Source organism: Paenibacillus algorifonticola (assembly GCF_050481745.1).
GTDB lineage: Bacteria > Bacillota > Bacilli > Paenibacillales > Paenibacillaceae > Pristimantibacillus > Pristimantibacillus algorifonticola_A.
In genome coordinates this window covers 201,560-214,859 of sequence record NZ_JBCNGR010000003.1, presented here as the reverse complement: position 1 = coordinate 214,859, position 13,300 = coordinate 201,560, and the positions used below count along the sequence as shown (strand labels likewise).

Below are 13,300 nucleotides of genomic sequence, written 5' to 3'. Positions count from 1 at the left end.
CGGGCTTTGATTATCTAATGTGGCAGGAATGCAAAAAAAAGAAAAAACGCCTGAGCAAAATACACTAGGCGCTTCTCCTGTTTTTACAACCGCAAGTTTATGTCTATTGCCTGTTTTCACCCCACGCCGAGACGAATGCAGTTTCTTCCATTATTTTTCGCATCATATAAGGCCATATCTGCTCGATAAAATAGCGATTCCACGCTGATTTTATCATTTTCAAACGTCCATTCCGACACGCCGCATGATACCGTCACTTTAGGGTCTGTCTCCGCTTCCACAAGCAGACGTATACGTTCAGCGATTCGAAAGGCTTGTTCAGAACGAATGCCCGGCAAATATACGGCCAGCTCTTCGCCACCCCATCGTGCAGCGATGTCTCCCTGCCTAATCGTAGTCCGTATAATTTCGCTCACTTGGATTAAAATACGATCCCCAACCTGATGTCCGAACGTGTCATTAATACGTTTGAAATGGTCGACGTCGACGAGCACGAGTGAGCCTAACGGATCTTTGCGCTGACGTCTCTGGATTTGCTCGTTCAAGTAGTGGCGGGCATGCAGCCCCGTTAAATTGTCCGTAATAACCATGCGGCGAACCTCTGCATGCAGCGAAGCATTCGTCACTGCCAAGGCAATATGTGTGGACATAATTTGGAGCAGCTTATAATTGTCGTAGGAGAAATAATGAGGGTTTTTATGCGTAACCATGATCACGCCCACTACTTCATCCTCAACCATAATAGGGGCAGCGATAAGCGAGCGGGAACCAGTGTAATCCATCATTTTAGATGTTACGACACGGGTTTGCCAATAATCTGACAAAATAAGCGGTTCTTTCGTGCGGTTAATAATGCCGCTAAATCCGTAATCCGGCACGAATTGCTCGCGTGCAAGCGTAGGAATGTTGCTGGACATGACATTAAACTGATTGCGATCTTTATCCAATTGGAGAATCGAACAATAATCCGCTTCAAAAATATTAAGCAGCTCATTCGTCGCAAACTTGAATATATCCTTAAGCTTCAGCGATTGATTCAGCCGTTTCGCCAGCTCATTAATGACGCGAAGCTCGTTGATGAGCAGATTGGACTGCTCGTACAGCTTGGCATTCTCAAATGCAGATCCCGCTGTATCTGCCAGCAGCACGAAGGCCGGCATATTCGCAATATCCCAGCGCTCAGCGTCAATCGAAATGCAGAGCACCCCGTAAGCCGCCTGCTTGCCGCTCATTGGAACTGCTAGGCGTATCGTACCATCCCGCTCCTTCTGTGTCATCGGCTTGCCTTCCATGAAAGCTTTCGCAACAATGTCATGCGCTGCATTTTTAAAAATAAGCGGCTTGACTCTCGCGTCGCCATTCAAATGGTCTTGGGACAAATACAGATTGACCTCGGAGCTCGGGTAAAGCTGGCCCAAGCTGCTCAGCATTTCGGACAGCACGGCTGTAACGTCGAATTGATCATACAAACGCTTAGCTGCCAGAAAAAGGGCATCGCGCCTATTGGCATCCTTCTCCGTTCGTTTTTGCTGGAGCAGCAAATCCCGGACATAGATATGTTCGAAAGCGCGATAGAAGCAGCTGCGGAAATGAAGGGCACTAAGCCTTGCCTGCTGTTCGGCTTCGGCGGTACTGCTTGAGGCAATATGTATAAATATGCTGAATGGCTCGCCATTCGAGCGTTTGCGGACAGGAACAGCAGCAGCATGAGTAGGCGGCTCTCCAAACGACACTGAAGCTGCGCAGCCAGACTCAGCTACTTGTGCAGCAAGCATCCGCAGCTCATCGCGCCACAACTCTGCCTGCCCTTTAACAGCACCCGCGCTATCAATTAAACGTAGCTCCCAGTCAAATAATAATGTGGCGCCCTGGACCGCTTCCGCTTCTTCTCTTGCTTCCCTGAGCCATAGCTCGAAGCTGTCCTGAAGCAGCGGCATCATATATGGCCTGTCCGCATCGTTAATATCTTCGTGCATAAACCATATTTCAGGATGCAATTGCTCTACAGGAGCTGCAGCCTGAGCAAAGTGATCGTTATTATTCCCATCTCGGTTTCGATTGTTCATCTGCAACACCCAACCCTTCTGTCGGTCTAAACAAGGAGATGAGCAGTCATCTATGTATGAAGAAGATACCATCATCATACTTTATTTTTAAGAATATTGCACTAATTAACAGTTGGTTTATAGGCCTAAAGACTCTATACCATTTCCGATTAGGGTTAGAGGGTATTTTTCTTGACTTTCTGCCTGAATTTCATATAATATTAATTGTTGAATACATGGGCGTACGGTTTTGTGTCACCCTCGAGAATAAGTTCACTGACAGGCCTGCGGCTGAGGTGCTTGTTAGGCTCTAAGTTTTGACTTGAGCATTTGAGCTTGTTCCGCGAAACACAACCCCATCTTCAAAAATCCCATTTGTTGAAGGAGTTAACACGACGCATGTCACGTTATACAGGACCTAAATTTAAATTAAGCCGCCGCCTTGGTATTTCCCTGAGCGGAACTGGCAAAGATCTCAAACGTCCATTTCCACCAGGCCAACACGGCCCGAACCAACGCAAGAAATTGAGCGGCTATGGCGTTCAATTGCAAGAAAAACAAAAGCTGCGCCATATGTATGGTTTGAACGAGAAGCAATTCCGCAACTTGTTCGACAAAGCAGCTAAAATGAAAGGTATTTCCGGCGACAACTTCCTCGTGCTTTTGGAAAGCCGTCTGGATAACCTCGTTTACCGTCTTGGCCTGTCCAACTCGCGTGCTGGTGCGCGCCAATTGGTATCTCACGGTCATGTAACAGTTAACGGCAAAAAAGTCGACATCGCTTCTTACACCGTATCGCTTAACGACGTAATCGGCCTGCGCGAGCGCAGCCGTGGTCTGAAAACGATCAAAGAAGCTATGGAAGGCCGTCATCACCTGCCTAACTACCTTGAGTTTAACGACCAAGCGCTTGAAGGCAAGTATGTTCGTTTCCCAGAGCGTGCTGAGTTGACGCAAGAAATCGACGTTAAACAAATCGTCGAGTTCTACAGCCGTTAATAAGGTGAAACGGCTGTCGCCGTCCTTTAGGGCGCGGCGCGCTTCATTTTGAGAAATATAGAGAACGGATAGTGTTAGAGTATTCTTTCCTATATTTTAAAGGAAATCCCTGGTCATCTTATGATGGCCGGGGATTTTTTTGATTGCTTATTTAGGATGGATTGTTCTCGTCTTGGCCCGATTCCTTCGAGGACAGCAATTGCAGCAACGCATCGCTCGTCGAGGAAGCATTCGCCGGAACCGCGACAGTGGGCACTGCGGCAGGAGCTGATGTACTTTTTGTCGTTAATCCCTTCATTAAAGCATTCACATCAATGCCCGCTACACTTTTCAGCATTTCTGGCGCTGTAGCCATCAAGGAAGTGACGTAATTGCTTAGACGCATCGCCCCTTCGCCATTGCCCGTATCGACAACCGTAAGCTTATCGATGCCTTTGATTGGCTCAGCGACCTTGCCTGCCAGCTCAGGCAGCATTTTCACAATAATGTCGAGGATCGCTGCCTCTCCGAACTTCTCGAACGCCTCTGCCAGCTTTTCCTTTGCCTCGGCTTCCGCTAGACCGCGCAGCCTGATCACTTCGGCTTCCGCTGTACCTTTGGCCCGCTCAGCATCCGCTACGGCCAAGCCATCCAGACGCTTCTGCTCAGCCATCGCCTTCGCTTCCGCTTCGATGCTATACTGCAGCGCATCCGCCTCACGCAGCCGTTTGGATTTCTCCCCTTCTGCCGCCTGCTCGACTGCATAACGATCGGCATCCGCTTTTTTCTTCACCTCAGCGTCGTATTGCTTCTCTCTACGCAAAATTTCTTTTGCTTCAAGGTCAATCTCCCGTTCTTTACGCACCAGCTCAACTTTCATTTGCTCTTCGACCACGCTCTGCTTCGCCCGAGCTTCTTGAATGGCGTAGGCCTGATCCGCTTCTGCTTTCGCGGTATCCTGGTCTTTTTTGAAGGACGCGACTTTGAGCTCTTTCATTTTTTCTGCCTCCGCGATATTCGTATCCCGCAGCAGCTCGGCCTTCTGTCCTTCCTCTTCGGCACTCGCCTTCTTGATTCTAGCATCCCGCACAGCCTCGGCTTGTGCAATGTCTGCATCCCGCTTCACGGCCGCGATTCTAGGCTTGCCTAGCGCATCCAGATAACCATGCTTGTCGCGCAAATCTTTAATCGTAAAGGAGACAATTTGCAGCCCCATCTTTTTAAGATCTTTGGCCGCCACGCTTTGTACCTCTTGGGCAAACCGATCGCGGTTGCGATACACTTCCTCTACCGTCATTGAACCTAGAATCGCCCGCAAATGCCCTTCCAGCACTTCCTGTGCCTCGCTCTTCAGCTCTTCTGTCGGCTTGCCCATAAACTGCTCGGCAGCTGTTGCGACATCCTCTACGATACCGCCGATTTTAATGATCGCGACGCCATCCGCCATAACCGGAACACCTTGCTCCGTATACACCTCTGGAGTAGACACATCAAGCTTATGGGAAAGCAAAGAAAGAAATTCAGCCTTCTGGAAGATTGGCAGTATAAAGGCGCCTCCGCCTCTGACGATCTTAATGCGGCGGCCGCTATCATCTGTCAAAACATTGCGGGTTCCAAGAAATGAACCGGTTACGATCATCGCCTCATCTGGGCTAACGGTTTTGTAGCGAGCCCAGAACGCGAGTCCTAGTACGACGAATACAGCAACAACAATGATGGGAATAAGCAAAAATTCAGGCATAACATCTAGCTCCTCTCTATTTGTCAAATAGCCAGTTATAACAGTGGATCAAGGTGAAACGCTGTCGCCGTCCTTTGGCGGCGCGACACGTTTCAGTCCGAGAAATATAGAGAAAGAAATCATATCCTTTCCTATATTTCAAGCTGAGACACATACAGCGTATGCTCCTTCACTTCAATTACGACAATGCGGACGCCGCTTGGAATCGGGTCGCCATCAAAGCTAGCGGCAATTTGATTGGTAAATCCCGCTCCTGCCGGCATCAGCACCTCGCCGCATCCATTCGCCGGAATCGGTGTCAATACTTCCCCAAGCCGCCCGGTAAAATCATGAATCGAGACGGCTGTGGAATTCTCGCTTTCGCTCATCGGCTTCACATATAGGAAATATACGCCTCCGCCAGCGACAATCGCGACTAATCCAGCAATGACAAGAACTATTCCAGCTGTCAACGATGAATATCGCTGCAGCAGCAGCCCTGTGCCGCCAAAGGCGGTAATACCGCCTACGAGCGAGGTTGGCTGAAGCCAGCCATACCCCTCGCTAGCGAGGAAATCGAGCGCTCCATCAAAAGCAGAGCTTAGAAAATCGCCAAATATAACGCTTACAATTGCATAAAGCACGCCGCCAAACAGACAGCCCCAGAACAATGCCTCCACTTTGCCCCCCCTTTCTGCAACCAAATGCTGTTATAACTGTTTTTATTTATTACGATAATTCCTTGGGAATTGTTTCAAAAAAATAAATAAGTCTGCACAATTTGTCCCATATGCTTTGCTATATTTCTTTTTTTCTTACTAATTATTCCCTCGTTTAATGGGTATGTCATATTTCACGTATCCATAACATAGCAAATGAGTGAAGTCAATCATCTTTCCTCTTTTCGAAATGGTGTTTTATGCTATAATAGTTGGGTGTATTGGAGGAGGAGTTAATTCATATGCAGGAAGATCAACAACCATCATCATCCCGCAGAAGCGGCTGGCGCACATTTGGACTCGTTACATGGCTAACAGTAAAGTGGCTCTGTTACCTCGTCATATTCGTCGGTTTGCTAACGGGAGGAGCCGTAACGGGCTATGTGGCCTCTTTGGTTAAAGGAGAAGAAGTTCGACCGCGAACCTTAATTGAAGAGAAAATAAACGAAAACTCAGTTACCGGCTTTGTCTTCTTTAATGATGATACCCTTATTGGACAGCTTCGTACGGAAGAGGATCGTATTTTAGTGGATTACGATGAGCTTCCCCCGCAAGTCATTAACGCCGTGCTTGCTATTGAAGACAATAATTTTGAAACCCATTATGGCGTCGATTTGAACGGTTTGGGACGGGCAGTCAAGCAAAAGCTGCTTAATGAAGATACGCAAACGGGCGGCAGTACGCTTACCCAGCAATTGGCACGACGCGTATTTCTTAGTCTGGACGTAACCGACAGCCGTAAAGTAAAGGAAATTTTTCTCGCTCTGCGGATGGAGCGTTACTTGACTAAGGAAGAAATTCTTGCGGCATATTTGAATAAAGTACCATTCGGAAATGGCTCAAGCGGCTACAATTTATATGGAATCAAGGCGGCCGCCAAAGGAGTTTTCGGCATTACCGATTTGAGCAAGTTGAACATTGCGCAATCGGCTTATTTGGCCGGACTGCCGCAGCGTCCTTCCGCTTATACCGCGTTTAACGGCAAAGGTCAGTTCAATGAAGGCGGCTTTGACCTCGCCATTGAGCGTCAAGCGACCGTACTGATGCGGATGCTCCAAACCGGACGCATTACCCAGCAGGAATATGATGAGGCGAAAAAATTCGATATTCGCGGCTCGCTCGCGAAGCCAGTAGCGAAAGCCTATACGACGTATCCTTACCTCATGCTGGAGGCAGAGCGCCAGGCGGCGGAAGTTATGCTCATGCAGCAGGACCCGACGCTAACCGTAGCCGATCTTCGCAAGAAGGAAAACGCCGATCTTATAGAAGAAGCGCGCGAGCATCTGCTCCGCGGCGGCTATCAGGTGCATACGACAATCGACAAAGACATTTACAAAATGATGCGCGATATTGGGAATGATCCGGGCAACTTCACTCCGGACAGCAAGGAGAAAGGCATTGAGCAAATTGCCGCCGTTCTCGTCGACCACAAAACCGGAGCTATACTTAGCATGCTGGAGGGCCGTGATTTTTACGAGGAGCAGATGAACTTTGCCACTCAGATGACCCGGCAGCCGGGCTCAACGATGAAACCTATCGCCGCCTATTTGCCAGCCATTGATAAAGGGCTGATCCAGCCAGCAAGCATTTTGGATGATGCACCGATTATTTTGAAAAACAGTGGTTCCAGCTATCATATTCCAAAAAATGCAAATAACCGTTACAGCGGCCTTGTTACCGCTCGCGAAGCGCTCAACCGCTCGCTTAACTTGCCAGCGCTTAAAATTTTCCTTGATGAGGTTACGATTAAGGAAGCCTGGAAGTTTACTAGAAAGCTCGGCATTACAACGCTGCAGCCAGAAGATGATGCAGCACAGACTGGCGTTCTCGGCGGACTCAGCATCGGGGTATCCGTTGAAGAATTGACGAGCGCTTATGGCTCGATTCCGAATCAAGGCCTGTACAATGATTCTTATATGATCGCGAAGATTACCGATGCTAATGGAAAAATCGTCTATGAGCATCAGCACGAGCCGACTCGCGTCTTTTCCGAGCAGACTGCTTTCTTGATGACGGATATGCTTCGCACCGTTATATCCAGCCCAAGCGGCACAGCGAACTCACTTACTTCGCGGCTCAAAAACTACGGTAAAATCCCGTATGCGGGCAAAACAGGCTCTACACAAAACTACGGCGACGTCTGGTTCATGGGCTTCACCCCAGATGTCACGCTTGGCGTATGGGCCGGCTATGAGAAGCCGATCTACACGCTCGAAGGCGACAGCCGCAAGCGCGCCCGCGAAATCTGGGCGAAGATGATGAATCAGCTGGCCGATGAGAAGCCGGAGATGTTTGCGACCAAGGCCTTCAATCAGCCGGATGGCGTTGTTAAAGCAACTGTATCCAGTGCCAGCGGCAAGCTGCCGACGGCATTAACCAGATCCGCAGGCATGCTCGTAACCGACTGGTTCAACAAAAAATATATTCCCAAGCAAGCGGATGATGCCCTTGTGAATATGTCATTCATACGCTACAACGGCGTCAATTATGTCGCTCAAGATGCAACACCTTCCGATTTCATTTCGCAGCAGACGGTTATTAAACGCAAGAAGCCGCTTGATGAGCTGATGGATGAAATCAGCAAAGTGCTTTCCCGCGTTCCGGCAAACAGCCGTAGAGCGCTAAGCTATTACTTGCCTACAGATGCAGGCAAAAACGCGCCTTCCAAGGTCGATCCGCGCAAGGATGACGGAAGTGCGCCAAGTGCACCGGGCAATGTATCACTCATATCGATTGGCCAGGGCGTAGTTAGCCTTTCCTTCTCCGCTCCAGGCCAGAATGATGTCGTTGGCTTCCGGTTATATCAAGCGGTTAACGAAGGCTCCTTTAACAAGGTAGGAAATTCCATCCTGCTGGGAGATACCTACAGCGCGAGCTTCACCGTCAGTGCCAGCAACGGCTACAGCTTCTATGTAACAGCCGTGGATGTTGCCGGCAAGGAATCAGCACCAAGCCAAATTGTCCGCTTTGGCAAGGCGCCTGTCGCGCCTGTTATCCCTGATCCGCTTAATACGGAACAGCCACCTGAGGAAAGCGGTGATCCAGGACAAGGGCCTGATGTTCGGCCAACGCCGGAAATCGGCTTGGCTGCTCCAGCTGCTCCTGCAGGCCTTTCCGCACAAGGCAATGAAACAGGGATTACCTTGTCTTGGCAGGCAAGCGCAGCTGACGAGCAGGTCACGGTGTATCATGTGTATTTCGCCGCAGGCAACGATGGCAAATATGTGGAAGTAGGCTCCACCGCGGAGACGAGCTTCGTCTACGCCTCTCCGCTTTCGTCAGGAACGTTCTACGTGACAGCGGAGAACGCGGTCGGGCAGTCTGCTCCTTCCTCGAAAGCAAGCATTGGCGGTTAAACGTTATTTTTCACAGATGACTCGTTCTAAAGCAAAAGCTCCGGTTCCGCAACTAACGTTGCATGGAACCGGAGCTTTTTTTAACCTTATCACACATGCTAATCCTCAATCGTAGATAAATCGCCTGTTGGCAAATTCAGCTCCCATGCCTTCAGCACACGACGCATAATTTTGCCGCTGCGCGTCTTCGGCAGCTTATCCTTGAATTCAATTTCCCGGGGAGCCGCATGTGCAGACAGGCCCACTTTCACAAACTGGGAAATTTCCGCCTTCAGCTCATCGGATGCCGTGTAGCCTTCACGCAGGGCAATAAAAGCTTTAATGATCTCGCCGCGCATCGGATCAGGCTTGCCAATGACGCCTGCTTCGGCAACCGCTGGATGCTCAACGAGCTTGCTCTCGACCTCAAACGGCCCTACTCGCTCGCCTGCTGTATTAATCACATCATCAATACGGCCCTGGAACCAGAAGTAGCCATCCTCATCGATATAAGCGGAATCGCCCGATACATACCAGCCCTCCAGATGAAAATATTCCGCGTATTTGGCGGGGTTGTTATAAATTTTGCGCATCATCGAGGGCCATGGCGTGCGAATCGCCAAGTTGCCCATTCGGAATGGCGGCAGCACATTGCCTTGATTATCAATAATTGCCGCTTCCACGCCCGGCAGCGGCTTGCCCATGGAGCCCGGCTTTATAGTCATCGACGGATAATTGCAAATTAATTGTCCACCCGTCTCCGTCATCCACCACGTATCGTGAATGCGCTGCTGGTAAACCTTCAGCCCCCAGCGAACGACTTCTGGATTAAGCGGCTCGCCCACACTCAGCACATGGCGCAAGCTCGACAAATCGTAGTTCAATACAACGTCATCGCCTGCTCCCATCAGCATGCGGAACGCAGTCGGCGCACTGTACCAGACGGTGACGCCATATTTTTGAATGGTGCCATACCAATCCGCCGGGCTGAACCTGCCCCCTCTTACGACAATCGTAGCCGCATTAAGCCATGGGGCAAAAATGCCATACGACGTTCCCGTTACCCAGCCTGGGTCGGCGGTGCACCAGTAAATATCATCCTCTTTCAGATCGAGGACAATTTGTCCTGTATACTTATGCTGTATCATTGCATTTTGTACATGATAGACGCCCTTGGGCTTGCCGGTCGAACCGGACGTATAATGCAAAATAAGGCCATCCTCGCGTCCGAGCCATTCGATCTCGCTATCGGTCGATGCCTGCTGCATCTCGGCGGCGTAATCGACGATTACGTCATCGGTCTGCACCTCATCGCCGTAAACGATAATATGCCGCAGCGATGGAATTTCATCGCGCTTAATTCGGCTGAGCAGCGCTGGCGTTGTGATTATCGCAGACGCTTCACTGTCTTGCAGGCGGTCCTTGACGGCCGTTTCCATGAACGCTTCAAATAAAGGGCCGATGACGGCGCCGAGCTTGAGCGCTCCGAGCACGCTGATATACAGCTCAGGCGTTCGCGGCATAAACACGAATACACGCTCGCCCTTCGTTATGCCGAGCCCCCGCAGCACATTCGCAAATTGATTCGATTGCGCCTGCAGCTGCCCAAACGTATAGGCCTCGTCGCGCGAGCTGTCGCTGTAATAAAGCGCAACCTTATCTCCTTTGCCAACAGATACATGGCGATCTATCGCTTCATAAGCCATATTCACCTTTCCGGTCTGGTGCCAGCTGAACTGCTGCTCGATCGTTTCCCATCGGAAGGTTTTTACAGCTTCATCATAATCAACCAGGTTAGTATTATTGGCTATTGCTGGAATTCGCTCTTGATGTAGATCAGACATTCTATCACTCTCCCATCAAATCTATTACACCTTTACCGAGTGGAATACGCTTACATGGACGATTATAACATATCTGCTTTATTTTCGACCATGCTTTTCATTTGGCTGAATGTTTGCTATAACCATTAGTAGAACAAGCTTTACTATTCAGGCAGCACCACAGAGAGGGGAGTATGCCTTGCAGCATCGCAAACATTACCAGCAAGACAAAATCATACTCGCAGACGGCCGGGAGCTTGTGCTTGAAGGGCCTGTTCCCGCCGAGCAGCTATCTCAGCTTACTATGCATCCAGACCTTGATGCGTTTCGCAGGCCTGCCGAGCAGCATGAGGCGCTTGTGGAAATCGCCGCTTTGGAAGAAGGCCGCATTATTTTGGCCAGGGAAGCCGATTGCATCGCCGGTTATGTCACCTTCCATTACCCCGATGAGCTGGAGCGGTGGTCCGAAGGAAATATGATCGATTTGGTCGAGCTTGGCGCTGTCGAAGTAGCCAATGACTACCGCTCCTATGGGCTCGGCAAAAAAATGATCCAGCTCGCCTTCGCGGAGCAGCAGATGGAAAACCTGATTATTTTTACAACGGAATATTATTGGCACTGGGATTTGAAAAGCACGGGACTCAGCGTCTGGGACTATCGCACGATGATGGAAAAGCTAATGAAGTCTGTCGATATGATTTGGTACGCAACGGATGATCCGGAAATATGCTCCCATCCCGCCAACTGCCTGATGGTGCGGATCGGCAGCGAGGTGCCGCTGGCATCGATTGAACAGTTTGACCGCGTTCGGTTTCGGCAGCGGTTTATGTATTAAGGATAGATCGGCGTTATAGGCCAGAGGAGGACGTGATTCGTTTATGCCGTCAAATGCTATTTTTGTGCATCAGCCAGGCTGCTCGCTTTATAAATTTGGCGAGGAGCATCCTTTTAATCCGATCAGGCTGACGCTTACGGTTGACCTGCTTCAAGCGCTGGGTGCGCTCCCCGAGGAACATTGGCATGAGACGGACCGCCAAGCAAGCAGCCAAATGCTCGCGCTAGCGCATCGCCAGGACTACATAGAAGCGGTTAAGCAGCTCAGTACGCAGACGCCCGCAGCGGAAGAACAAGACAGCTCCGGGCAATTTGGGCTAAATACGGAGGATACGCCTTTTTTCCCGGGCATGCATGACGCAGCGGCGGCTATCGTTGCTGGTTCCGTCGAAGCGGCGGAGCAGGTGATGAGCGGCAAGACGCTGCATGCTTATCATATGGCAGGCGGGCTGCATCACGCTTTTCCAGAGCGCGGTTCCGGCTTCTGCGTCTACAATGACGCAGCGGTAGCGATTAAGCATTTGCGGGAAACGTATAACGCGAGGGTGCTTTATATCGATACCGATGTCCATCATGGCGACGGGGTGCAGTGGATTTTTTACAATGATCCCGATGTGTGCACCTACTCTATCCATGAGACGGGCAAATTTCTTTTTCCCGGCACCGGCTATGTGTATGAAAAAGGAACCGATGCGGGCATTGGCACATGCTTTAATCTGCCAATGGAGCCATATACGGAGGACGATTCATGGCTGGAATGCTTCCGCTCCTCCATTACGAAGGTCGCGGCCGCTTTCAGGCCCGACATTATTATTAGCCAGCATGGCTGCGATGCCCACGCCTATGATCCGCTGTCGCATATTCATTGCAGCATGCGCATTTATAGCGAAATGCCTGCCATTATCCATGAGCTGGCCCATACGTTTGCGGGCGGCAAATGGGTCGCGCTGGGAGGCGGCGGCTATGACCTGTGGCGCGTCGTTCCGCGTGCCTGGGCACTCGTATGGCTGACGATGATCGATCACCCAATCGCCTTGGCGCTTGCCGGCAAAACGGGGGTGAGGCCCAAGGAGGCGGAGTTCACGCCTGAGTACAATTTGCGGCTGCCGCAGCAGTGGCTCGATAAATGGCAAGAAAGCAGCCCTAGCGGGCTGCCCGAATGGTGGCTGGATGATTTGGCGCAAATTCCGCCCATTCCCCGCCGTAGTGAAATTGAAGCCAAAAACCGAGCTATTTGCGAAATTGCAATACAGGATTTATAAGCTGGCCTTCAGAGCTTTCCCTTATCTATCAAAGCTCGAATGTCTTTTTCAAATGAGCCTCAAGCTTCGCTAAGCCATCCTCCACATCAGGCTCACGCATCGAAGAATAAAGCGAGAATGTAGGCAGCGGCTTCAGCCCGCAATACTCTTGGGTTTTATGAACGCTGAACAGCACCTCGTCCTCGCTTTTTCCTTCCAGGAAGCCCGCTGGATCGGAGAATGCGGCAGCGGACGCTCCCCAGGTTAGCGACAGCATATATTTTTTATCGGTGAGCAAGCCCCCACGGCCAAACCCCACCGCTTTGCCGAAAAAGATGTTTGGCAGATAAATGTCGTCGATATATTTTTTGAGCAGACCGGTAATGCTGAACCAATAAATAGGCGTCTGAAAAATAATGACGTCGGCCCATTGGAATTTTTGGATTTCCTGCTCCACCTCATAGCCCTCTGCAACCGTCGTTGTTTGAACCGTATGCTGCGCCGATAGCTGTGAAACCGCCGCGGCAACGAGCGTCTGGGTCAGCTTCCCTTGCGCTCTGTCATAATAATCATGTCCGTTCACAATCAGAATGTTCGTCATCTGC

At 50.4% G+C, this 13,300-nt stretch carries 9 protein-coding genes; 4 read left to right on the top strand and 5 right to left on the bottom strand.

Annotation, left to right across the window (positions count from 1 at the left end; translation table 11 throughout):
* Nucleotides 1-116: 116 nt before the first annotated feature.
* The gene (locus ABEW34_RS02215) at nucleotides 117-2,066 is read right to left on the bottom strand and encodes a diguanylate cyclase domain-containing protein (RefSeq protein WP_430154469.1); all 1,950 of its coding nucleotides are present in this window, start codon (nucleotides 2,064-2,066) and stop codon (nucleotides 117-119) included.
* 378 nt (nucleotides 2,067-2,444) lie between these two features.
* Between ABEW34_RS02215 and rpsD the strand changes: the two genes are divergently transcribed.
* Entirely contained in the window at nucleotides 2,445-3,044 is a 600-nt protein-coding gene (rpsD, locus tag ABEW34_RS02210; RefSeq protein WP_046230576.1) for a 30S ribosomal protein S4, read from the top strand.
* A 151-nt stretch (nucleotides 3,045-3,195) separates the two neighbouring features.
* On the opposite strand, the gene ABEW34_RS02205 is transcribed toward rpsD, so the two are convergent.
* Both ABEW34_RS02205 and ABEW34_RS02200 read right to left on the bottom strand, forming a co-directional pair.
* Nucleotides 3,196-4,764 carry a flotillin family protein gene (locus ABEW34_RS02205; protein WP_430154467.1) on the bottom strand — a complete coding sequence of 523 codons (1,569 nt, stop codon included), beginning with the start codon at nucleotides 4,762-4,764 and terminating at the stop codon, nucleotides 3,196-3,198.
* Between the two features lie 131 nt (nucleotides 4,765-4,895).
* The gene (locus ABEW34_RS02200; RefSeq protein ID WP_430154465.1) at nucleotides 4,896-5,423 is read right to left on the bottom strand and encodes a protease; all 528 of its coding nucleotides are present in this window, start codon (nucleotides 5,421-5,423) and stop codon (nucleotides 4,896-4,898) included.
* Between the two features lie 281 nt (nucleotides 5,424-5,704).
* Here ABEW34_RS02200 and ABEW34_RS02195 point away from each other — a divergent pair, with 281 nt between their 5' ends.
* Nucleotides 5,705-8,818, top strand: a complete 3,114-nt coding sequence (locus ABEW34_RS02195) for a transglycosylase domain-containing protein (RefSeq protein WP_430154464.1) — start codon at nucleotides 5,705-5,707, stop codon at nucleotides 8,816-8,818.
* Nucleotides 8,819-8,916: 98 nt separating this feature from the next.
* Here ABEW34_RS02195 and acsA read toward each other — a convergent pair whose 3' ends face one another.
* The gene (gene acsA / locus ABEW34_RS02190; protein ID WP_430154462.1) at nucleotides 8,917-10,641 is read right to left on the bottom strand and encodes an acetate--CoA ligase; all 1,725 of its coding nucleotides are present in this window, start codon (nucleotides 10,639-10,641) and stop codon (nucleotides 8,917-8,919) included.
* 178 nt (nucleotides 10,642-10,819) lie between these two features.
* Here acsA and ABEW34_RS02185 point away from each other — a divergent pair, with 178 nt between their 5' ends.
* Together ABEW34_RS02185 and ABEW34_RS02180 are read left to right on the top strand one after the other, a co-directional pair.
* On the top strand, nucleotides 10,820-11,455 hold the full coding sequence (locus ABEW34_RS02185) for a GNAT family N-acetyltransferase (protein WP_430154460.1): 636 nt from the start codon (nucleotides 10,820-10,822) through the stop codon (nucleotides 11,453-11,455).
* A gap of 43 nt (nucleotides 11,456-11,498) precedes the next feature.
* Nucleotides 11,499-12,716, top strand: coding sequence for an acetoin utilization protein AcuC (locus ABEW34_RS02180; protein ID WP_430154458.1), 1,218 nt, complete (start codon nucleotides 11,499-11,501; stop codon nucleotides 12,714-12,716).
* A gap of 28 nt (nucleotides 12,717-12,744) precedes the next feature.
* On the opposite strand, the gene ABEW34_RS02175 is transcribed toward ABEW34_RS02180, so the two are convergent.
* Nucleotides 12,745-13,296 carry an NAD(P)H-dependent oxidoreductase gene (locus tag ABEW34_RS02175; RefSeq protein WP_430154456.1) on the bottom strand — a complete coding sequence of 184 codons (552 nt, stop codon included), beginning with the start codon at nucleotides 13,294-13,296 and terminating at the stop codon, nucleotides 12,745-12,747.
* Between the last annotated feature and the right edge of the window lie 4 nt (nucleotides 13,297-13,300).

What these genes read in the sequence shown, in the direction of transcription:
- ABEW34_RS02195 (WP_430154464.1), top strand. Translation starts at nt 5,705, where the DNA reads ATGCAGGAAGATCAACAACCATCATCATCCCGCAGAAGCGGCTGGCGC.
- rpsD (WP_046230576.1), top strand. Translation starts at nt 2,445, where the DNA reads ATGTCACGTTATACAGGACCTAAATTTAAATTAAGCCGCCGCCTTGGT.
- ABEW34_RS02205 (WP_430154467.1), bottom strand. Translation starts at nt 4,764, where the DNA reads ATGCCTGAATTTTTGCTTATTCCCATCATTGTTGTTGCTGTATTCGTC.
- ABEW34_RS02215 (WP_430154469.1), bottom strand. Translation starts at nt 2,066, where the DNA reads ATGAACAATCGAAACCGAGATGGGAATAATAACGATCACTTTGCTCAG.
- acsA (WP_430154462.1), bottom strand. Translation starts at nt 10,641, where the DNA reads ATGTCTGATCTACATCAAGAGCGAATTCCAGCAATAGCCAATAATACT.
- ABEW34_RS02175 (WP_430154456.1), bottom strand. Translation starts at nt 13,296, where the DNA reads ATGACGAACATTCTGATTGTGAACGGACATGATTATTATGACAGAGCG.
- ABEW34_RS02180 (WP_430154458.1), top strand. Translation starts at nt 11,499, where the DNA reads ATGCCGTCAAATGCTATTTTTGTGCATCAGCCAGGCTGCTCGCTTTAT.